The 21,072-nt window shown below is 27.2% G+C and carries 20 protein-coding genes; 13 read left to right on the forward strand and 7 right to left on the reverse strand.

All coding sequences use genetic code 11. The features are described 5' to 3' along the window. Positions 1-205: 205 nt before the first annotated feature. Both ALANTH_RS01575 and ALANTH_RS01580 read right to left on the reverse strand, forming a co-directional pair. Positions 206-1,393, reverse strand: coding sequence for an aspartate aminotransferase family protein (locus tag ALANTH_RS01575; RefSeq protein ID WP_026803103.1), 1,188 nt, complete (start codon positions 1,391-1,393; stop codon positions 206-208). A 50-nt stretch (positions 1,394-1,443) separates the two neighbouring features. Beyond that, a complete protein-coding gene (locus ALANTH_RS01580; protein WP_026807281.1) occupies positions 1,444-3,774 on the reverse strand; it encodes a fatty acid cis/trans isomerase in 2,331 nt (776 codons plus the stop codon). Positions 3,775-3,868: 94 nt separating this feature from the next. Here ALANTH_RS01580 and ALANTH_RS01585 point away from each other — a divergent pair, with 94 nt between their 5' ends. From ALANTH_RS01585 to ALANTH_RS01605, 5 genes are all read left to right on the forward strand, one after another. Next, a complete protein-coding gene (locus ALANTH_RS01585; RefSeq protein ID WP_026807282.1) occupies positions 3,869-4,753 on the forward strand; it encodes an aspartate carbamoyltransferase catalytic subunit in 885 nt (294 codons plus the stop codon). Next, complete coding sequence (locus ALANTH_RS01590) at positions 4,750-5,709, forward strand: aminodeoxychorismate synthase component I (RefSeq protein WP_026807283.1); 960 nt, start codon at positions 4,750-4,752, stop codon at positions 5,707-5,709. The genes ALANTH_RS01585 and ALANTH_RS01590 overlap by 4 nt, the downstream gene beginning before the upstream one ends. Positions 5,710-5,771: 62 nt before the next feature. Further along, on the forward strand, positions 5,772-6,329 hold the full coding sequence (locus ALANTH_RS01595) for a cysteine hydrolase family protein (protein WP_026807284.1): 558 nt from the start codon (positions 5,772-5,774) through the stop codon (positions 6,327-6,329). A gap of 4 nt (positions 6,330-6,333) precedes the next feature. After that, on the forward strand, positions 6,334-7,020 hold the full coding sequence (locus ALANTH_RS01600; protein WP_026807285.1) for a response regulator transcription factor: 687 nt from the start codon (positions 6,334-6,336) through the stop codon (positions 7,018-7,020). Between the two features lies 1 nt (position 7,021). Next, positions 7,022-7,594, forward strand: a complete 573-nt coding sequence (locus tag ALANTH_RS01605; protein ID WP_026807286.1) for an aminotransferase class IV family protein — start codon at positions 7,022-7,024, stop codon at positions 7,592-7,594. On the opposite strand, the gene ALANTH_RS01610 is transcribed toward ALANTH_RS01605, so the two are convergent. After that, positions 7,591-8,145: a PhnA domain-containing protein gene (locus tag ALANTH_RS01610; RefSeq protein ID WP_026807287.1), complete on the reverse strand. Its 555-nt coding sequence runs from the start codon at positions 8,143-8,145 to the stop codon at positions 7,591-7,593. The genes ALANTH_RS01605 and ALANTH_RS01610 overlap by 4 nt on opposite strands. A 115-nt stretch (positions 8,146-8,260) precedes the next feature. Here ALANTH_RS01610 and ALANTH_RS01615 point away from each other — a divergent pair, with 115 nt between their 5' ends. Next, on the forward strand, positions 8,261-8,857 hold the full coding sequence (locus ALANTH_RS01615) for an HPP family protein (RefSeq protein WP_026807288.1): 597 nt from the start codon (positions 8,261-8,263) through the stop codon (positions 8,855-8,857). Between the two features lie 5 nt (positions 8,858-8,862). Here the strand turns inward: ALANTH_RS01615 and ALANTH_RS01620 are convergent, their stop codons facing one another. Further along, positions 8,863-10,092, reverse strand: a complete 1,230-nt coding sequence (locus ALANTH_RS01620) for a L,D-transpeptidase (RefSeq protein WP_081801304.1) — start codon at positions 10,090-10,092, stop codon at positions 8,863-8,865. 82 nt (positions 10,093-10,174) lie between these two features. Between ALANTH_RS01620 and ALANTH_RS01625 the strand changes: the two genes are divergently transcribed. From ALANTH_RS01625 to ALANTH_RS01635, 3 genes are read left to right on the forward strand one after another with little or no spacing between them, the layout of a single operon-like run. Further along, on the forward strand, positions 10,175-11,341 hold the full coding sequence (locus ALANTH_RS01625) for a MotA/TolQ/ExbB proton channel family protein (RefSeq protein WP_026803113.1): 1,167 nt from the start codon (positions 10,175-10,177) through the stop codon (positions 11,339-11,341). Between the two features lie 6 nt (positions 11,342-11,347). Continuing rightward, on the forward strand, positions 11,348-12,346 hold the full coding sequence (locus tag ALANTH_RS01630; RefSeq protein ID WP_026807290.1) for an OmpA family protein: 999 nt from the start codon (positions 11,348-11,350) through the stop codon (positions 12,344-12,346). Then, complete coding sequence (locus tag ALANTH_RS01635) at positions 12,333-12,473, forward strand: hypothetical protein (RefSeq protein WP_162830424.1); 141 nt, start codon at positions 12,333-12,335, stop codon at positions 12,471-12,473. The genes ALANTH_RS01630 and ALANTH_RS01635 overlap by 14 nt, the downstream gene beginning before the upstream one ends. Before the next feature lies 1 nt (position 12,474). Here the strand turns inward: ALANTH_RS01635 and ALANTH_RS01640 are convergent, their stop codons facing one another. The 3 genes from ALANTH_RS01640 to ALANTH_RS01650 all read right to left on the reverse strand — a co-directional run bounded on the left by ALANTH_RS01640 (position 12,475) and on the right by ALANTH_RS01650 (position 14,874). Then, positions 12,475-13,401, reverse strand: a complete 927-nt coding sequence (locus ALANTH_RS01640; protein ID WP_026803115.1) for a D-2-hydroxyacid dehydrogenase — start codon at positions 13,399-13,401, stop codon at positions 12,475-12,477. A 110-nt stretch (positions 13,402-13,511) separates the two neighbouring features. Next, positions 13,512-13,733, reverse strand: coding sequence for a hypothetical protein (locus ALANTH_RS01645; RefSeq protein ID WP_026803116.1), 222 nt, complete (start codon positions 13,731-13,733; stop codon positions 13,512-13,514). 163 nt (positions 13,734-13,896) lie between these two features. Further along, positions 13,897-14,874 (reverse strand): hypothetical protein, encoded by a 978-nt coding sequence (locus ALANTH_RS01650; RefSeq protein WP_026803117.1) that lies wholly within the window; start codon positions 14,872-14,874, stop codon positions 13,897-13,899. Between the two features lie 173 nt (positions 14,875-15,047). Between ALANTH_RS01650 and prpB the strand changes: the two genes are divergently transcribed. The 4 genes from prpB to prpF all read left to right on the forward strand — a co-directional run bounded on the left by prpB (position 15,048) and on the right by prpF (position 21,051). Further along, the gene (gene prpB, locus ALANTH_RS01655; protein WP_026803118.1) at positions 15,048-15,935 is read left to right on the forward strand and encodes a methylisocitrate lyase; all 888 of its coding nucleotides are present in this window, start codon (positions 15,048-15,050) and stop codon (positions 15,933-15,935) included. 49 nt (positions 15,936-15,984) lie between these two features. Beyond that, positions 15,985-17,136 (forward strand): bifunctional 2-methylcitrate synthase/citrate synthase, encoded by a 1,152-nt coding sequence (gene prpC, locus ALANTH_RS01660; protein ID WP_026803119.1) that lies wholly within the window; start codon positions 15,985-15,987, stop codon positions 17,134-17,136. A 67-nt stretch (positions 17,137-17,203) separates the two neighbouring features. Continuing rightward, positions 17,204-19,792: a Fe/S-dependent 2-methylisocitrate dehydratase AcnD gene (gene acnD / locus ALANTH_RS01665; protein WP_026807292.1), complete on the forward strand. Its 2,589-nt coding sequence runs from the start codon at positions 17,204-17,206 to the stop codon at positions 19,790-19,792. Between the two features lie 83 nt (positions 19,793-19,875). Next, on the forward strand, positions 19,876-21,051 hold the full coding sequence (gene prpF / locus ALANTH_RS01670; protein ID WP_026807293.1) for a 2-methylaconitate cis-trans isomerase PrpF: 1,176 nt from the start codon (positions 19,876-19,878) through the stop codon (positions 21,049-21,051). Positions 21,052-21,072: the final 21 nt, after the last annotated feature.

A 21,072-nucleotide genomic window follows, 5' to 3' on the forward strand; every position in this document is an offset into this window, starting at 1 on the left:
AAAGTATTGTCTTTAAAATAACAGTTTTTGAAGCAATGTTTTTCTCTCATTCGTTTTTGAAAGAAACTGTAAGTTAAAAATAAAGTAATAAAAATAGGTATTAATAAGAAATAACAACTGTAACTGTATGTAAGTTTTATAAGTAATAAAATAGATATGGGAAAAGATATAGAAAAAATAAGTTGTTTAAAAAGATAAAGTGTTTTCACTTTATCTTTTCAACTGCTTTTTGAAGTCTTTCAAATCCTTCATCTATTTCAGCTTTTGAAATAGTTAAAGCTGGTAAAAATCTTAGAGTGTTATTTCCAGATTTTAATACCATAACTCCAGAATCAAATGCCGCTTTAATTAAATTAGCTAAAGTATCACTATCTTTTACTCTTAATCCTCTCATAAGTCCTAAACCAACATGAGTTACAAATATATCTTTATTTTGTTCAAAGAGTTCATCTAGCTTTTTAGTAAAATAGATAATTGTTTCATCTAATTTTCCACTATCTTTTAATTCCTCTAAAATATCTAAAACTTCTAAACCTGTAGCAGTTACAAGATAATTCCCACCAAAAGTACTTCCATGATCACCAGCACCCCAAATGTCTTTTAATGTTGTAATTACAGCACCTATTGGTACTCCTCCACCTAAACCTTTAGCTAAAGTTATAATATCTGGTTCAATTTCATAAAGGTTCGAAGCTAAAAACTCTCCTGTTCTAAAAACTCCTGTTTGAACTTCATCAACTATAAGTAAAATATTGTTCTTTTTCAAAAATTTAGCTAATTCTTGAATTTTGTCTTTTGGAAATGGGAAAACTCCTCCTTCTCCTTGAACAAGTTCTATCATAACTGCAACTGTTTCATCATCAATTGCATTATAAACATCATCAATCGCATTAAAAGAAAAACCTTCTGGATAAGGTGCAAATTTACTTTGTTGAAAAGCACTTTGTCCTGTTGCTTTTACTGTTGTTATAGTTCTTCCATGAAAAGAGTTTTCTAAAGTGATTATTTTATATTTTTTATTTTTAAATTGTGTTTCACCATAAGTTCTAGCTATTTTAATTGCACCTTCATTTGCTTCTGCTCCACTGTTTGCAAAAAATGTTCTTACATCATATCCACTTAGCTCATTTACTTTTTTTGCTAAAAGTGCTTGAGGTTCTATTGCATAAATATTTGATGTATGTAATAAGTTAGAAGCTTGTTCAAAAATTCTTTGTGCAACTTTTTTATTTCCATGACCTACACTTGTCACTCCAATTCCTGAAGTGAAATCTATATAATCTTTGTCATCTTTATCAAATAAAGTTGCATTGATTCCTTTTTTAAAATGTACGTAATTTCGTGCATAAGTATGCAGTACATACTCTTTATCTAATTTTTCAATTTCATTCATTTTATTTCCTATAAAATTTTTGCAAATTATAGCTATAAATGGTTAAATATTTAGTCAATTTCTTCATTTATAGCTGTTGAGTAGTATCTATTTAAATCAAATAAACCATATTCTAAAGGATTTGATTTTTTAAACTCATTACTAAACCAATCAAAGTGTTTCCAAAAATCTGGATTGGCTCTATTAATTGCATAATCTTTAATTTCTTTTTTTTGTTCTATTTTATTGTCATAGTTTTTTATTAAGTCAAAAAAATCTTTTAAATCTTCTTGCTTTAAAACTACAAAAATACTAGGATATGAACTTACAAATCCTTCAACAAAATCTATATCATCTTTAGCTGGATTGAGTCTTGATTCTTCATCAAACATTAATGCAACATTATCATGCCATCTATTTATAACCATTGAATAAATAAGATTTTCTCCATTATCTAAAATAATCCTAATCAAAATAACATTTGCATCTCTATCTGTAAAGTATTTTGTAATAGCAACACTACTTGGCATAGCAAGAGCTTTTAAAGCTTTTTCAATATCCTCTTTTGTACTATAAGAATCTTCTATGGGCGTTGGTGTGTACCATTTTTCTATAAAATTTATTTTATCTCTTTTTGTATTTGTATAATCAAGTACCATATTTGTAAATTCATATTTGTAATCATTTGAATAATATTTTATTCCTGTTTCATTATTAGATGGTTTATAAATAGTTAAATATTGTGCTAACCATCCAATGTACCAGCTATTAAAATAATCAATTCTTGATTTTTTTGGTAAAAATTCTAAGAAATTACTTTCTCCTTCAACTCTTAATCTATCCATATGAGTACGTACTAATAATTGATGAGCCGTATTTCCAAATACATCAAAGCCTGCAACAAGTGAGTAGTAAATTCTCTCTAAAAGAGGAAAGTCAATAACCCATAATGTTTTAGGAACTCCACCTAATGCTCCATAGTGAAGTGATGCTGAATCAAAATGCCTATAAATAGTTAAAATAGAATCATTCTTTTCACTTTTTCTGATATATTCTAGTTTCATTCCCTCTGGATAATACTTTTGATATATATTTGCCCTATCTTCTTGATATTTTTTTGTTTCTTTTTCATGCCCTAAGTTTTTAAATGTTTGATATAAAGACGGATCTTCTCCCAATTGATTTGGTACTTTCAAGTATTCAAAATTATTTTTTAAAAAGTTTCTATCAATTACACTTAAATCATATTTTGGATCTAAAAACATAACCCAAAAATGATCTTGAATAACATTTAGTGCTATCTGACCTTTACAAACAGGACCTTTAATAAAAGTATTTACAAAAAAGTATATATCTTCTAGTAAAAATTTATATCTACTATTTGCTGGAATTTGTTCAAAAACTTCTAAAGCATTTGGAGCAATTTTCATATCATAAGATGGCATATAAGGCTCTTTCATCCAAAGAGGTTTTATAAAAATATCATTATAAAATTTTAATTTATTATCATCAATTTTATAAACCATATGAGTTTTATGTACTATAGTTCCTTCAACTTTTTGTAATCTATAATAAAATGGTTCTTTTATTTCATCATAAGGAAATCTTGTTGCTATTATATTTGGTTTTTGTCCTGTTGGTGTACTTGAACGAATAAGTTCAAAAAAGTTTTCACTATTTTCATCAAAGTATATATGAGACAAAAATAGATGTTCATATATATATCTTGCAGTTACTTTATGTTTTATTTCATCCTTATTTAAAAAATCTTCAAATTTTTTTATTTGTTGTTTTTCAAAATCTGTTGAAAAAGATTTTTTCGTATCATCAATTGCACCATTATCAAGCCAAGTCATAAGAAGATTATATTCATCTTTAGATAATGCTGGAAAACCATAAGGCATAGCTTTATGTGGATTATCATCTAAAAAGTCTTCTAACTCTTCTTTATTTTTAACACAAGATAGTTTATCTGTTTCAGGTGAGTATTCACCTATATTTACTGGATTCCTATCTTTTTCAAAAAGATATTGCATCATAATAGAAGCATTTGATTCTTCCATTTTATCAGTCATAGAAGAAAATCCTTTTTTTCTCCAATCATTTGTGTTTAAAGCATCTACAAAAAGCCTAGTAGGATTCGCAGCACTTAATCTTGTAGCATAAACAGAATCTTTTGAGCTTCCTCTATCAAGACCATCAAAAGAACCTAGATTAAGTTGGCAAGGTGAGTTATAACATGAGTGACAAGATACACATCTTGAATCTAAAATTGGTTTGATATCTTTTTCAAAAGATATATCTTTATCTATTTTTTGAAATTCAACTGGATCTAAAGGTTTTGAAGAACAGCCAAAAAATATAGAAGATAGTAAAATTAAGATAAATAATTGAAATTTCATTTTGTCCCTTATATAAATTATATATACATTATAGTAAAAGTTTATTTTTAAAGTGCTTTTTGCTAAAATCTCAAACTAAAATAAAAGGAAAGAAATGCAACATCTTATTAGAACTTCTGATTTTACAAAAGAGGAAATTTTAGATATTTTTAGCGATGCAAGAGAGTTTTTAAGTTTTAAGCCTTGTGATATTTTAAAAGGCAAGATAATTGTAACTTTATTTTTTGAAAACTCTACAAGAACGAGAAGTTCTTTTGAAATAGCAGCAAAAAGATTAGGAGCTGAGGTTGTAAATCTTGACGTTGGGACATCTTCTACAAAAAAGGGTGAAACAATGTACGATACTGTTGCAAATATCAATGCAATGAAACCAGATGCTATTATTATTAGACATAGTGAATGTGGATTACCTGAAAGTTTAATAGGTTATGTTGATTGTCCTATTATAAATGCTGGAGATGGTAGACATTCTCATCCAACTCAAGCACTACTTGATTTATTTACTATTTATGAACATTTTAAAGGTGAAACAGATGGTAAAAGAATAGCTATAGTTGGAGATGTAAGAAACTCAAGAGTTGCTGGAAGTAATAGAAGACTTCTTCCACGATTTGGAATAGATGTGAATTTAGTTGCTCCTGATTGTTTTAAATATGAAGGAAATGAATTTAAGCAATTTAATACAATAGCTGAAATTATTGATGATATGGATATTGTTATGAGTTTAAGAAGTCAATTAGAAAGACACAATATTACATATTTTGAATCACTTCAAGAGTATGCAAAAGACTTTTGTATAACTACTGAATTAATGGAAGGAAGAGATTTCTTACTACTTCATCCAGGTCCAGTTAATAGAAATATTGATATTAGCGATGATGTGCTAAAAGATCCTAGATGTAAAGTTTTAGAACAAGTTACAAATGGTGTTGCAATCAGAGCAGCAATTTTAAAGAAGTTGATTCTAAATAAAAAGTGAATAAAGAAGATATAAGAATAGAAATTAATAAATTTGGTTCTGAAAAAGAGCCTTTTTTATTTATTATTTCTTATGATTTAAGTAAATTATATATACAAAAGCTAGATAGTTTATCTAATATAAAATATGAGATAAACTCTATAAAAACTACTCAAAAATTAAAAAAAATAGATTTAAAAAAGTTTCCATTATCTTTTAAAGATTATAAAAATAAGTTTGATTTTATACAAGAAGAGATAAGAAAAGGGAATAGCTATCTTTTAAACCTTACAGCAAAAACAAAAATAAGAACTGATTTAAGTTTGGATACTATTTATGATAATATAAATAGCGATTTCAAGCTAAGAGTAAATATAAATGATGATAATTTTATATGTTTTAGTCCTGAAAGATTTGTACAAATAAATAATAATCAAATATTCACATATCCTATGAAAGGAACAATAAAAGCAGATATTAAAAATGCTAAAGAGATAATACTATCAAATAATAAAGAATTAGCAGAACATACTATGGTTGTAGATTTACTAAGGAATGATTTAGGTATAGTTGGACTTGATGTAAAAGTAGATGAATTTAGATATATTGAAAAAGTGAATGCTGGAATGCAAGAGCTATATCAAGTTAGTTCTAAAATTAGTGCAAAATTAAAAAATGATTGGGTAAATAATTTAGGTGATATTATAGTTTCTCTTTTACCAGCAGGAAGTATAACTGGAACTCCAAAGAAAAAAACAGTTGAGATTCTGGAAAATATAGAGGGATATGATAGAGACTTTTATACAGGAATTTTTGGAATATTTGATGGGGATACTTTTGATAGTTATGTTTTAATAAGATTTATTGAAGAAAAATATGGTGAACTATTTTATAAAAGTGGTGGAGGGATAACTTGTGATAGTGATGCCTCTTTAGAATATGAGGAACTTCTTGATAAAATTTATTTACCATTTTAGTTTATCCTACTTTTTTCCTTTTTATTAATATTAAAATTTTAAAAATAAAAAAAGGATAAATTATGAAACAAACTGCTTTACTCATAGTAGATTTTCAAAATGACTATTTTAGTACATTTGAAGGTGCAAAATTTGAATTAGAAAAAACAGAAAATGCTTCAAATAATGCTTCAAAAATATTAGAATTTTTTAGAAAAAGTCAAGGGAATATTATTCATGTTAAACATGAATCTCCAAAAGGTGCAGCTTTTTTTGAAATAGGAACGCAAGGAGCAGAAATTCATAGAAGTGTACAACCACAAAACAATGAAGTCGTAATAACAAAAAACTTTCCAAATTCATTTAAAGATACAAATTTAAAAGAGATTTTAGATGAAATAAATATAAAATCACTTATTATTGTAGGAGCAATGTCTCATATGTGTATAGATGCTACAACAAGAGCAGCAAAAGATTTTGGGTATGAATGTACAGTTTTAAGTGATGCAACTGTAACAAGAGATTTACTATTTGGTGATATAGTAGTTCCAGCTAAATATGTTCACGCATCTTTTATGGCAGCATTAGAGTTTGCTTATGCAAGAATTAAAACAACATCAGAAATTTTAGAAGGATTATAAAATATTGAAATTAAGTAATTTACTCGTTCTTTATGTCTACGATAAAAAAGTAGATGAAGAAATAGTGACACTATTAAATAAAGAGTTTAAAAAAGTCTTTTTAGCAGCTAATTTAAAAGAAGCACAAAATAGTTATAAAAAATATTCACCTTGTATTATAATAATTGAAGACAGTTTTAAAGATAGAAAAATGGTAGATTATTTACAAGAAATTAGAAAAATTGATATTAAAACAGCATTTGTTATTTTGACAAATAATAAAACAAATTCATATAGTTTGGAATTAATGGAGTTGTATATCACAAAATATATTATCTCTCCTTGCAAAGAAGAAATTTTATATTTTTCTTTATTAAAATGTTTGGATGTGATTGAAAGTAGGATTTATAGTAATGTAAAACTAAAAGACAATATTTTTTTTAACTTTCAAACTCAAAGTATAATAAATGATGGAGAAATTATTATTTTGAATAAAAAAGAGAGTATTTTGATAAATCTTTTTATTCAAAATCCAAATAGAGTAATTACTTATGAAGAGTTAGAATATCATATTTGGAATGGGGAATCAACTCAAGCAGCACTGAAATCTTTGATTAGAGATTTTAGAAAAAAAACTTATAAAACTATTCTAAAGAATTATTCAGGAATAGGATATAAGTTAAATTTAGAAAAAAATATATTAGGAAAATAATGTGGAAAGTATAAGATATTTTGAAACAATAAAATGTGAAGATTTTGAAGTTTTTAATTTAGACTTTCATAATAAAAGAGTTTCTAATACTATTGGTCTAAATTTAAACTTGCAAGAATATATAAATCCAATATCAGGTGAACTTTTAAGATGTAAACTTATATATAATGACAATGATGTTATTGATGTACAATATTTTCCATATAATAAAAGAGAAATAAAAAGTTTTAAAATAGTTTTTGATGATGAAATAGATTATTCAAAGAAATATTTCAATAGAGAAAACTTAGATAAACTTTTTTTTAAAAAAGATACTTGTGATGAGATAATTATTGTAAAAAATGGTTTTATAACAGATACAACTATTGCAAATATAGCTATTTTTGAAGATGGATATTGGATAACTCCTAAAACTCCACTTTTAAAAGGTACAACAAGAGAGAGATTATTAGAAAGAAAACAAATAATAGAAAAAGATATAAGTTTAGATATGCTTCTGGATAGTTCAGAAATTGCTATTATGAATGCTATGATAGGATTTGAAATAATAGAAAAACCAAAGATAATTCTTTAGTTTTTCTTTATGAATTGAGTAAGAATTACTATTTTTACTCCGTTTACTCTTCCTTCTATTTGCTCTGGATTTGATGTAAGTGATATATTTCTTACAGCAGTTCCTCGTTTTGCAGTAAATCCAGCTCCTTTTACTTCTAAATCTTTTATTATTGTAACTGTATCGCCAGCATTTAAAACTACTCCATTGCAATCTTTATGTATTATATTTTCATCAAATGTTTCTAAACCTTTATTTGCCCATTCTAAAGTCTCATCATCTAGATAAATCATATCTAAGAGTTCTTGATTCCCAATCTTTTTTAACATTCTATATGATAAAACTTGTACGGCAGGAACTGTACTCCACATAGCTTCACTTAGACAGTACCAGTGATTTGGATCTAGTTCACAATTTTCTTCAAATTGATTTTTACAAGTGCAGCATAAAAGTACACTATCATCAATAGTTGAATTACTAGGAGCAACTTCATAAATACTTAAATCTTCTTGACTTTTACAAAGTTCACAAGATGAGTTGCTTCTAGCTGATAAATCTTCAAAAATACCCATAATTTTTCCTAATATTAAATATTTGGAATTATAGCAAAATAGACTTTTATTGATGTAAATCATAAAAATTAAGGATAATTTTTATTAATATAAACTTTTATTTTAAGGAATATGAATGCACTTTTTTTTTAAACAATTTAAAAAAATAAACTCAGAAAATTTTGATAAATCAAATTTATTATGGTCATGGATTGGTTCATTCTTAGGGATAATTGCGATTACTTATTTTCATACAGATTTTTTAGATGATACAGATTTAACTTTAGTTGTTGGTTCATTTGGAGCAAGTGCAGTTTTAATTTATGGAGCAGTAAACTCTCCTTTAGCACAACCAAGAAACTTAATAGGTGGACATATAGTATCAGCAATAGTTGGAGTAATAGCTTATAAACTATTTTCTTCAAATATTATTTTAGCTTCAGCAATAGCTGTTTCAACAGCAATATTTTTTATGCAGATAACTCTAACTTTACATCCTCCTGGTGGAGCAACAGCATTAATAGCAGTAATTGGAAGTGAACAAATTCATGAACTTGGATTTTTATATGTATTAGTTCCAGTTTTTAGTGGAGCTATAATTTTATTTTTAATAGCAGTTTTTGTCAATAATATACCAAAAAATAGAGCTTATCCAGAAAGTTTTAAAAACTATTTAAAAAGACATTATCAAAGATATAAAAGAAAATCTTTAAAAAGAAGAAGAAAAGAGTGAAAGTTTTATATTAAAATTACTTTTACTCTATTTAAACTTTTTATATTTGAAAACTCTTCAATAAGTTTTGTTAATTCTAAAACATCTATATTTTTCATTCTAATACAACCAGCACTTTCATTTCTACCTAGAGTTTTTTCATTTAAAGTTCCATGTATTCTATATGTAGTTTTCCCATCAACTTCATGAGTAAGATTTAACTTTGCAGCACCCATATAATTATATTTATGATTAGCTGGTACAACATTAGGTAAGATTATACCTTTTTTTGCAAAACTCTTTTTTGTATCTTCTGTTGGATACCAAACTGGATTTAGTGATATTTGAGATATTTTTCCAATACCTAAAGGTTTTTTAATATCATTTTTACCAGTAGATACAATATAACTTTTGATTTTTTCTTCTTTATCACCGATTTTGGCAAAAACTTCCATAATATTTGTTTTAGAATCTACTTTTATTATTAAATTTTCATAGTTATTAAGTGAGTTTTTGTTCTCTTGTTTTAAAGTATTTTTCGGAATGCTTTTTTTCTCATAAACAGTTTTTATTTGCTGATTATTTTGAGCATCATATTCTTCCATACTTATATGTAATAGTTCATCTTCATCTTCTGGTGAAATATTATTATCATGTAAATTACCAAAATCTACTTCACTTTTTAATTCTAAATTATTTTTTACAATATCTTTTTGTTTATCGTCTTTTTGTGATATTTCAGGTTCTTCACTATAAGGTAAAAGACCTATAATTTCTAAATTATCAGGAATAGCTGAAACTAAAGGGATAATAGATTCTTGGTTTATTGGATTTGTTGTATTTATTATTTCATCATTATTTATTGATATTTCTTCAACTTTATTTTGTTCTTTTATTTCAATTTCTTGAGTAGGTTTAATAACTTCATTCATATCAATAAAAAGTTTTCTTTTATCAATTTTTTTTACAATATTTTCATCAATCTCTTTTATATATGGTTTTTGTTCAAGCACATATTTTGAAGCATGTTTTAGAGTAACTTTTGCTATTTCTTTATCATCATAAACATTTAAATTTGTAAAGTATTTATTTTGTTGTTTTACAATAAAAACTTCTCCTCTCATATTGTCATAGATTCTTTTTTTACATACTAAAGCATATTCTAAAGTTGAAGTTGCACAAACTGCAATTGTATATTTTTCTTGTGCAAATAAAATTGTTGAGAATAAAAAAAATATAGCTAAAAATTTGTTCATAATATAAAATCCTTTTAAAATTTCTGCTATTTTACTAAATTTTGATAAAATATAGGTTATTTAAAAGATTAAGGAATGAATTATGTTTAAAGAAGAAGATTTTTTAGAATTAAATTCAAGATTTCATACAACTTGTAAGCCTTTTTCAAGAGTATTTACACTTTTTAGTGTTCCAGCAATACTTTTTGCATTGGTAATATTATGTTATTTAGGTGTTTTACCATTAAAAGTTGAAATTCATAGTGTTATTTTAATAGGTTTGATATTTTTAATTTACCTATTTTTTATAAGACACAATGCTTATTATGTATCTTGTAAATTTAAAACATTATATAGTGAACTTCAAATATCACTACAAGATTATATAAATAACAATTTACTTACTATTGGTGAAACTTCAAAAGCAAATGGTAGTGTTGATGATTTCTTACAAGATTATACAAGTAATTTAAGAAATAACAATTTTTCAAGTATTGCAAGTGGAATTTTCCCAACTTTAGGTATTTTAGGAACATTTATATCTATTGCAATTTCAATGCCTGATTTTACGTCTACAAATACTTTTGCACTTGATGGAGAAATAACAAAACTTTTAAGTGGAGTTGCAACAGCATTTTATGTTTCAATATATGGGATATTTTTATCTATTTGGTGGATATTTTTTGAAAAATTTGGAATGAGTAGATTTGACCATGATAGATTTGTTATCAAAGAAAGCACTAAAAACTTCTTTTGGACAAGAATAGATATTGAGTCAATTCATATAAAAAGTAATATTGACAACTTCTCAAGTATGAGTGATATATTTAAACAATTAACATCTAGTGATATTTTAGAAAGTATTAATAGTTCTATAAAAAAACGATATGAAGCAGTTGAAGAGATTTTACAAAAAGAGTATATTTTATCTTTAAGAATAGATGAAAATATCACAAATTGTGAAAAACTAGCTAGAACTGTTGAGAGTTTAGGACAACAAATAGATAATCAAAATAATATTTTCTTAGAAACTTCAAAAAGTTTAAATTATAATATTGAAAAGTTAAATTCTCATATGGATAATCTAAGTAGTGAAAATCTAAAAGCAATATATTCAAATATTGTAAAAAGTATTGAAACTATGAAAAGTGATATGGAAAAAATAGAGTGGAAGTTTGAAGAAGGTTTAAAAGAATCTTTAAGACAAATAGATGAGCAAACTTCAAATATAGTAAAAGATTTGAGTATCTTTAAAGATTTATCAAAGTAGTACATTATGTATAAAAAAGAAAAAAATCAAGAAGAAAACTTTTGGATATCTTATGCTGATTTGATGGCTGGTTTACTTTTTGTATTTATTCTAGTAATTGCTTCAATAGTTATTAAATATATCTATACTCAACATAGTCTTGAAGATAGTGAAGATGCTAAATCAAAACTATTTTATGAATTAGCAAAAGCTAAGAATCTTTATCAAGAGAGTCAATCAAAACTGGATGATGCAAATAAAAGAATAATTTTAAGTTCAAATGAGATAGAAAAATTGAAATCACTATTACTTGAATATGAGTTAACAATAAAAGATGAAAAAGATAAAAATGAGAATTTAAATTTAGCTCTAGGTGATAGTACAAATCAAATTAGTTTAAAAGATGAAGAACTAAAACTTTTAGCAGATAAACTTTTAGTTCAAACTCAAATCCATCAAAAAATGGTAGAAGATTTTGATATAGCAAAATTAAAAATCAAAACTTTAACAGGAATAAAATTAAATGTTATAGCGAAACTAAAAGAAAAACTTGGCAACTCTATCAATGTTGATGAAAAAAGTGGAGCTATAAAGTTTTCTTCAAATATTTTATTTGATCAAAATTCTTATGTTTTAAAAGAGGAATCAAAAAAAGAATTAAGTACAGTTTTAAAAAATTACCTATCAGTTTTATTTGAAGATAAAGATATATCAAAATATATAGAAAATATTACTATTGAAGGTCATACAAATAGTGATGGTACATATCTATCAAATCTTTTATTATCTCAACAAAGAGCAATGAGTGTTATGCAGTTTTTATATGAATCAAATATTGTAGATAAAAAACTTTTAAGCACTTTTGTAAACTCTAGTGGAAGAAGTTCAGCTGATTTGATTTTAGATAAAAATAACGTTGAAGATAAAGATGCATCAAGAAGAATAGAGATTAAATTTACTATTAAAAATGAAGAAGCTATAAAAGAGATACAAAACTATTTGGATAAACAAAATGAGAATAAATAGTAGAAAACCTTTATATGAGCCTAAGAATCTTCAAGATTTATCAAAACAGATAAAAGAAAAAGTAGTGGAAAAACAACTAAATATCTTTCAAAAGATATTTAGGTTTTTATTTAAAAAGAAGAGTTAAATTATTTTAAAAACTCTTCTATATTTTTTGCTACCATTTGAACAAGCCTAGTTCTAGCTTCTATACTTGCCCAACCAATATGTGGAGTTAAGACTAATCTCTCTTTATTTTTTACTTTTAGAAGAGGATTTGATTCTAGTATTGGTTCTTTACTTACAACATCAATTCCACAAAAAATTTCTTTTTCATCTATAATTTTTGCTAAATCTGTTTCATTTATAATTCCACCACGTCCTAGATTTAGTAAAATTGCACCATTTTTTAAATTTTTCATATTTTCATAATTTAAAAGGTTTGCTGTTTGTTCATTTAATGGAGCATGAATAGAGATAATATCACTTGTTTTAAGAAGTTCATCTAAACTTACACTTTTATATTCATTGTTGCTATTTTTACCACTTGTTGAATAATATACAACTTCACAATCAAAAGCTTTAGCTTTATTAGCAAAATTTCTTCCTATTTCACCAAGTCCAATAATACCTACTCTTTTTTTATCTAATTCATAAAAAGGCTTATCTATATGTGTGAAAAGATTACTTTTTTGCCAGTTTCCTTCATCTACATAATTTTTATAATAATTAAGTTTTTGTACAAAATAAAAAATCATAGAAAAACCTACTTGAACAACACTTGAAGTTGAATACCCCGCAACATTTTTTACAACTATATTTTTTTGTTTAGAATATTCTAAATCTACATTATTCATACCAGTTGCAGTTATACAAATAAGTTTTACTTTTGAGTTATCAATTTCATTTTTACCAATAATTACTTTATTTGTAAGAACAATATCTGCGTCTTTTATTCTTTCTTTTGTTTCAGATTCTTTTGTAGTATCATAAGCTTTTACATTCCCAAATTTATTAAAAATTGATACATCTATATCAAATCCTAAACTTGCTCTATCTAAAATTACTATGTTCATATTCTATCCTTATTTAAATTCTGATTATAACATAAAAGATAAAATAGTATAAATATGATTTTTAATTGTTAAGTATTTTTTAAAATAGGGTGCAAAGTGCACCCTTGAAACTATTTGCTACTTATTTTTATAGCTTTTTTTATAGAACTTAATTTTTGATTTAAGTTTTTTGATTTCTTTTTATCACCTTTTGCTACTTTTTTTAGCTCAGATTTTAATTTTGCTCTTTTAGTTTTAAGAGTACCTATAAGTTTTTTTACTTTTTTACTATTTTTAGTACTTTTCCCTTTTGAAATTTTGTTTAACTCTTTAACTGCTTTTGATGTTTTCATCTTTTGTCCTTTATAATATTTTTGTTTATAAAAACTTATAAACATACCTTCTTTATGATATTTTTATTCCTAAATATCGGTGAAGATGGGTCATACTACTCAATACATACTTAAGTATAGGTTATACTTTATTTTTTGTATTAGTTAATATTAAAAAGAATAACTAATTTCTTTTTTGTCCTGTTTTAGGAGAAGATACAATTTTTTGTAAATCTATACTTAAATTATTGTAAAAAAGTTCTCCATAATTTGTTTCTCTATTTATAGTTTCATATGCTTGTGTAATAGTATTATTGTATTTTAGTGCTTCGTGAAGTATTTTTAGAATTTTAACAGATTCTAAAAAATTTACATGTGATGGTGCTTCTATTGGTGAACTATAATATTTGTGCATTCTTTCAACTAAGTTTTTATTTCTTATTTCTATAAATACTGATTCAATAGGAGATTTGAAAAATAGGATTTTCTTTTTTACATTTATAGATATATAAGTTGTTTCCATTCCATATATTTTTCTTGAAAATGAGTCGAATAAAAATAGTTTTTTATTATAGTTATTATTAAAAAGTTCATACATAAGTTCTAAAATTTTCATTTTTTCATCTTTAGTAAAAAAGTTTCCAATACTAGCAAAACAAAAACTTAAAATTGATTTTATTGAATACCATTCTGTTGTATCATAATCATATCTTAGCATTTGATCTATTCTTTCTTGTTTTAATTCTTCTATATCAATACTTGTAGAACTTTTGTACACTTTTCGTACAGCAGAGTCTCTATACATTGGTCCTGGAAATTGTGCTTGAATTACAAATCGTCTATTTTTTTCATGCTCAATTATATATTTTAATCTTCCTTTATAGTCTTCATCTATTATCCTAACTTCTTTTTGAGGAATTTGAGTAATAGATTTTATAAATTCATCACCACTACATGCATCTTCCCAAATATAATTTGGATACCTAAATATTTGACATATTTTATCTTGAATATCTTTGTTTATATCAACTTCAGTTATTTTGTCTATCCACGAAGTTACAGTTCTTCTGTCTTTATTTATCATTGATGCAAACTTTGATATACTTAAATTTGAACGATTAAAAATTTCTATAAATTTATCTAATGAAGATTTAAAATTCATAAGCTTCCTTTAACAATACTTTTATATATTGTACAATAATTACACAAAAAAGACAAATTAAGAGCATTTAAAAATATATGTATAAAAGTTGTAAATCTTAATTATAAATAATACAATCAAAAGAAAACAAAATAGGTATAATGGAATCTAATCATTTTTTTAAAGGAATAAGTATGACAAGTGCAGGAAAAAGATTCAGAGAAGCTCTAAAACAAGAGGCTCCATTACAAATCGTAGGAACTATTAATGCTTACCAAGCATTACAAGCTACAAAAGTAGGACATAAAGCTATTTATTTATCAGGTGGAGGTATTGCAAATGCTTCTTATGGATTACCAGATTTAGGTATGACAATGTTAGAAGATGTTTGTATCGATATTAGAAGAATTACTTCTATTTGTGATACGCCATTAATAGTGGATGCTGATACTGGTTGGGGACATGCATTTAATATAGCTAGAACTGTAAAAGAATTTATCAGATATGGTGCTGCTGGGTTACATATTGAAGATCAAGTTGCTGCAAAAAGATGTGGACATAGACCAAACAAAGAGTTAGTATCTACTGAAGAAATGTGTGATAGAATTAGAGCAGCAGTAGATGCAAAAAAAGAATTAGATCCAGATTTCTATATCATTGCAAGAACTGATGCACATGCAAGTGAAGGACAACAAGCTGCAATTGATAGAGCGAAAGCTTATGTTGCTGCTGGAGCAGATGCAATTTTTGCTGAAGCAATTCATACTTTAAAAGAGTATAAAGAGTTTACAGATGCAGTAAACATTCCTGTATTAGCAAATATTACAGAATTTGGAGCTACACCAATGTTTACAACTGAAGAATTGTCTTCTGTTGGTATTGATATGGTACTTTATCCATTATCAGCATTTAGAGCTATGAATAAAGCTGCATTAAATGTATACCAAGAATTAAAAGATAAAGGAACTCAAGAAGCAGTTATTGACACAATGCAAACAAGAATGGAATTATACGATATGTTAAATTATCACTCTTATGAGCAAAAAATGGACGAATTATTTTCAAAAGGAAAAGCTAGATAATTAGCTTTTCATATTTTATTTAAAATTAAATCAAACTAAGGAGAGAATTATGAGTACTACAAATACAGAGTTTAAACCAAAAAAATCTGTTGCACTTTCAGGTGTAGCAGCTGGAAGTACAGCATTATGTACAGTTGGAAATACGGGGAATGATTTATATTATAGAGGATATGATATTTTAGAATTTGCTGAAAAAGCTGAATTTGAAGAAATTGCATATTTAATAGTTCATGGAGAGCTACCTAATAAAGAAGAGTTAAAAGCTTATAAAGCAAAACTTAAATCTTTTAGAGATATTCCACAAGGTGTAAAAATTGCATTAGAGCAATTGCCAAAAAACTGTCACCCAATGGATGTTATGAGAACAGGATGTTCAGTTCTTGGAGCATTAAATCAAGAAGATGAATCTCATCCAAAAGCTGCTGCACAAGATATTATCAATAAATTAATGGCATCTTTTGGTTCTATGCTTTTATACTGGTACCATTTTGCATATAATGGAAAAAGAATTGATGTTGTAACTGATGATGATACAATTGGTGGACATTTTTTACACTTATTACATGGTGAAAAACCAAGAGAATCTTGGGTTAAAGCTATGCATGTGTCTTTAATTCTTTATGCAGAACATGAATTTAATGCTTCAACTTTTACTTCAAGAGTAATTGCTGGTACAAATTCAGATATGTATTCTTGTATTACTGGGTCTATTGGAGCATTAAGAGGTCCAAAACATGGTGGAGCAAATGAAGTTGCATTTAGAATTCAAGAAAGATACTCTTCAGCTGATGAAGCAGAAAAAGATATCAAAGAACGAATTGCTAAAAAAGAGATAATTATTGGATTTGGACACCCTGTTTATGCGACAAGAGATCCAAGAAATGTTGTTATCAAAAAAGTTGCAAAAGAACTATCTGAAGAAAATAAAAATATGTTAATGTATGATGTAGCTGCAAGACTTGAAGAGGTTATGTGGGATCAAAAGAAAATGTTCCCAAATCTTGACTGGTTCTCTGCTGTTTCATATAATCAAATGGGGATTCCAACAGATATGTTTACTCCTATTTTTATTATTGCAAGAGTTACAGGATGGGGTGCACACGTTATTGAACAAAGAGAAGATGGGAAAATAATAAGACCATCAGCTAACTATACTGGTCCAGAGCCAAGAGCTTATATACCTCTAGAAGATAGAAAATAATTCTTTAATTTAGGCTAAATTTAGCCTAAATTTTTTTACAATAAATTTCAAAAAAATGGAAAATAAAATGACAAATGAAAAATATCTTAAACAATTAGATGGTTTAGATGTTAAATATTATGATGTAAAAAGTGCAGTTGAAGATATCACTCCTGGTTCTTTTGCAAAACTTAATTACACTTCAAGAGTATTAGCAGAAAACTTAATTAGAAAATGTCCTAGTGAAGATTTAAAAGATTCACTAATTCAATTGATAGAAAAAAGAACAGATAAAGATTTTCCTTGGTATCCAAGTAGAGTAATCTGTCATGATATTCTAGGACTTACAGCTTTTGTTGATTTAGCAGGTCTTAGAGAAGCAGTTGCTTCACAAGGTGTAGATCCACAAAAAATCAATCCAGTTGTTCCAACACAATTGATAGTAGATCACTCGTTAGCCGTTGAATGTGGTGGATATGATAGCGATGCTTTCCAAAAAAATAGAGATATTGAAGATAGAAGAAATGCAGATAGATTTGATTTTATAAATTGGACAAAAAAAGCATTTGATAATGTTGATGTTATTCCTCCAGGAAATGGAATTATGCACCAAATCAACCTTGAAAAAATGTCTCCAGTTGTTCATAATATCGATGGAATTGCTAGTCCTGATACATTAGTTGGTACAGATTCACACACTCCTCACGTTGATGCTTTAGGAGTTATAGCAGTTGGTGTTGGTGGACTTGAAGCTGAAAATGTTATGCTTGGAAATCCTTCTTATATGAGAGTTCCAGAAATAATCGGAGTTGAGATAAAAGGTACAAGAGCAGCAGGAATAACTGCAACTGATATTGCACTTTCTTTAACATCATTTTTAAGACAAAACAATGTAATCTCTGCTTATTTAGAGTTCTTTGGAAGTGGAATTAAATATTTAGATTTAGGAGATAGAGCAACTATATCTAATATGACACCAGAATATGGTGCAAGTGCTGCTATGTTTGCTATTGATGATAGAACTATTGATTATTTAAAAATTACAGGAAGAAGTCCAGAACAAGTTAAATTAGTTGAAACTTATGCTAAAGCAAATGGTTTATGGGCAGATAGTTTAAGTGAAGCTACTTACTCTAGAACTATTGAATTTGATTTAACAACAGTTACAAGAAGTTTAGCAGGACCTTCTAAACCTCATAAATTAGTACCTACTTCAACTTTAGATTCTGAAGGTATCACTAAAAAGATTGAGATTAAAGATGAGGTTATCCCAGATGGTGCAGTTTTAATTGCAGCCATTACTTCATGTACAAATACTTCAAATCCTAGAAATGTTGTTGCAGCTGGACTTGTAGCTAAAAAAGCAAATGAACTAGGACTTACAAGAAAAAGATGGGTAAAATCTTCACTAGCACCAGGTTCTAAAGTTTCTGAACTATATTTAAAAGATTCTGGTCTTTTAGCCGAGTTAGAAAAATTAGGATTTGGAATTGTAGGATTTGCTTGTACAACTTGTAATGGTATGAGTGGAGCTTTAGATCCAAAACTTGAGAAAGAAGCAGCTGATAGTGGAGTTTACACAACAGCAGTTTTATCTGGAAACAGAAACTTTGATGGAAGAATTCACCCATTTATTAAAGAAGCATTCTTAGCTTCACCTCCACTTGTTGTTGCTTATGCACTTGCTGGAAGTATTAGATTTAATATTGAAACAGATGTTTTAGGTAAAGATAAAAATGGAAATGACATCAAATTAAAAGATATTTGGCCAAGTGATGAAGAAATAGATGCAATAGTTTACAAATCAGTAAAACCTGAGATGTTTGCAAAAATCTATGATCCAATGTTTGCTAAAGGTGTAAAAGAGGCAGCTGAACCATTCTATAAATGGGATGCAAAATCTACATATATTCAAAAACCACCATATTGGGAAGATGAATTTATGACTATGCCAGCTCTTAAAAATTTAAGACCACTTGGAGTTTTCCCAAATGATATTACAACAGACCACTTATCTCCATCAAATGCTATTCAAGCAAAAAGTGCTTCTGGAGAGTATTGTTTAAAAATGGGATTACCTTTAGAAGATTTAAACTCTTATGCAACACATAGAGGTGATCATAATACTGCATTGAGAGCAACTTTAGCAAATCCAAAACTATATAATGAAATGGTTAAAGATGAGCAAGGTAATGTAAAACAAGGAAGTTTGACAAAAATTATGCCAGAAGGTGTTGAGTCAAGAATGTGGGAAGCAATAGAAACTTATATGGGAAGAAAACAACCATTAATTATTGTTGCTGGAACAAACTATGGACAAGGAAGTTCTAGAGACTGGGCAGCTAAAGGTGTAAGACTTGCAGGTGTTGAAGTTGTAATTGCTGAAAGTATTGAAAGAATACATAGAACAAATCTTGTAGGTATGGGTGTTTTACCACTTCAATTTAAAGATGGTGAAACAAGACATACTTATGCTATAGATGGAACAGAAACTTTTGATATTTTAGGAGATATTACTCCAAGATGTGATTTAACAGTTTCTATGACTAGAGCAAATGGTGAAAAAGTAGAATTTAAAGTTCTTTGTAGATTAGATACTTCTGCTGAAGTTGAAGTTTATAAAAATGGTGGAATTTTACAAAAATTTGCTAAAGATGTGATTGCAGCTAGTAAATAGGTTTTAAGAGAGTTTTACTCTCTTAAAATTTTTTAAAGAGATTTTCTTGTCTTTTTAAAAAGTTTTAAATTTTAGGAGAAAATATGGCATATAAACCACAAATTAGAGTAAAAGCAACATATATGAGAGGTGGAACTTCAAAAGGAACATTTTTTAATATAGCAGATCTTCCAAAAGAAGCACAAGATAATCAAGATATTAAAAATAAACTTCTTCAAAGAATAGTAGGAAGTCCAGATATTTATAAACAACAAATGGATGGTATGGGTGGAGCAACATCTAGTACATCAAAAGCTATACTTGTAGGAAAATCAACAGTTCCAAATCATGATGTAGATTACTACTTTGGTCAAGTTGCTATTGATAAAGATTTTATGGATTGGAGTGGAAATTGTGGGAATTTAAGTTCTGCTGTTGGACCTTTTGCTATTCATGAAGGTCTTGTTGATAATGTTCCACAAAATGGTGTTTGTTGTGTAAGAATTTGGCAAGCAAATATCAAAAAAACTATTCTTTGCTATGTTACTATGGTTGATGGACAAGTAAAAGAAATGGGTGATTATTATATTGATGGTGTTGCTTTTCCTGCTGAAGAGATTTTATTAGAGTTTGCAGAACCTGTTGATCCGAGTGAAGAGTTATTTCCAACTGGAAATTTAGTAGATGATTTGGAAGTTCCAGGAATTGGAACATTTAAAGCTACTATGATAACAGCAGGTATTCCTACAATTTTCTTAAATGCTAGTGATATTGGATATAAAGGAACTGAACTTCAAGCTGATATAAATAGTGATGCCGAAGCTCTTACTAGATTTGAAAAAATAAGAAGTTATGGTGCTTTAAAAATGGGACTAATTTCTGATTTAAAAGAAGCAGAAACAAGACAACATACTCCAAAAATTGCTTTTGTTGCTCCAAAATCAGACTTTACAACTTCAAGTGGTAAAGAAGTAAAAGCAGATGAGATTGATTTACACGTACGAGCTTTATCTATGCAAAAACTTCATCATGCTATGATGGGAACAGCTTCAGTAGCTATTGGTGTTGCTGCTTGTATTGAAGGAACTTTGGTAAATATTGCTGCTGGTGGTGGAGAAAAAACTGCTGTTGAGTTTGGACATCCATCTGGAACTTTAAAGGTTGGTGCTGTAATAAAATGCGAAAATGGTAAATATGTTGTTGATAAAGCTACTATGAGTCGAAGTGCAAGAATAATTATGAAGGGTGAAGTTTACGCACCTGCAGAAATTTTAGGGTAATTAAAACTTCTTAAATATTAA

The organism is Aliarcobacter lanthieri, assembly GCF_013201625.1.
Taxonomy (GTDB): Bacteria; Campylobacterota; Campylobacteria; order Campylobacterales; family Arcobacteraceae; genus Aliarcobacter; species Aliarcobacter lanthieri.

What these genes read in the sequence shown, in the direction of transcription:
- ALANTH_RS01575 (WP_026803103.1), bottom strand. Translation starts at nt 1,393, where the DNA reads ATGAATGAAATTGAAAAATTAGATAAAGAGTATGTACTGCATACTTAT.
- ALANTH_RS01580 (WP_026807281.1), bottom strand. Translation starts at nt 3,774, where the DNA reads ATGAAATTTCAATTATTTATCTTAATTTTACTATCTTCTATATTTTTT.
- ALANTH_RS01585 (WP_026807282.1), top strand. Translation starts at nt 3,869, where the DNA reads ATGCAACATCTTATTAGAACTTCTGATTTTACAAAAGAGGAAATTTTA.
- ALANTH_RS01595 (WP_026807284.1), top strand. Translation starts at nt 5,772, where the DNA reads ATGAAACAAACTGCTTTACTCATAGTAGATTTTCAAAATGACTATTTT.
- ALANTH_RS01610 (WP_026807287.1), bottom strand. Translation starts at nt 8,145, where the DNA reads ATGGGTATTTTTGAAGATTTATCAGCTAGAAGCAACTCATCTTGTGAA.
- ALANTH_RS01615 (WP_026807288.1), top strand. Translation starts at nt 8,261, where the DNA reads ATGCACTTTTTTTTTAAACAATTTAAAAAAATAAACTCAGAAAATTTT.
- ALANTH_RS01620 (WP_081801304.1), bottom strand. Translation starts at nt 10,092, where the DNA reads ATGAACAAATTTTTAGCTATATTTTTTTTATTCTCAACAATTTTATTT.
- ALANTH_RS01625 (WP_026803113.1), top strand. Translation starts at nt 10,175, where the DNA reads ATGTTTAAAGAAGAAGATTTTTTAGAATTAAATTCAAGATTTCATACA.
- ALANTH_RS01630 (WP_026807290.1), top strand. Translation starts at nt 11,348, where the DNA reads ATGTATAAAAAAGAAAAAAATCAAGAAGAAAACTTTTGGATATCTTAT.
- ALANTH_RS01635 (WP_162830424.1), top strand. Translation starts at nt 12,333, where the DNA reads ATGAGAATAAATAGTAGAAAACCTTTATATGAGCCTAAGAATCTTCAA.
- ALANTH_RS01640 (WP_026803115.1), bottom strand. Translation starts at nt 13,401, where the DNA reads ATGAACATAGTAATTTTAGATAGAGCAAGTTTAGGATTTGATATAGAT.
- ALANTH_RS01645 (WP_026803116.1), bottom strand. Translation starts at nt 13,733, where the DNA reads ATGAAAACATCAAAAGCAGTTAAAGAGTTAAACAAAATTTCAAAAGGG.
- ALANTH_RS01650 (WP_026803117.1), bottom strand. Translation starts at nt 14,874, where the DNA reads ATGAATTTTAAATCTTCATTAGATAAATTTATAGAAATTTTTAATCGT.
- prpB (WP_026803118.1), top strand. Translation starts at nt 15,048, where the DNA reads ATGACAAGTGCAGGAAAAAGATTCAGAGAAGCTCTAAAACAAGAGGCT.
- prpC (WP_026803119.1), top strand. Translation starts at nt 15,985, where the DNA reads ATGAGTACTACAAATACAGAGTTTAAACCAAAAAAATCTGTTGCACTT.
- acnD (WP_026807292.1), top strand. Translation starts at nt 17,204, where the DNA reads ATGACAAATGAAAAATATCTTAAACAATTAGATGGTTTAGATGTTAAA.
- prpF (WP_026807293.1), top strand. Translation starts at nt 19,876, where the DNA reads ATGGCATATAAACCACAAATTAGAGTAAAAGCAACATATATGAGAGGT.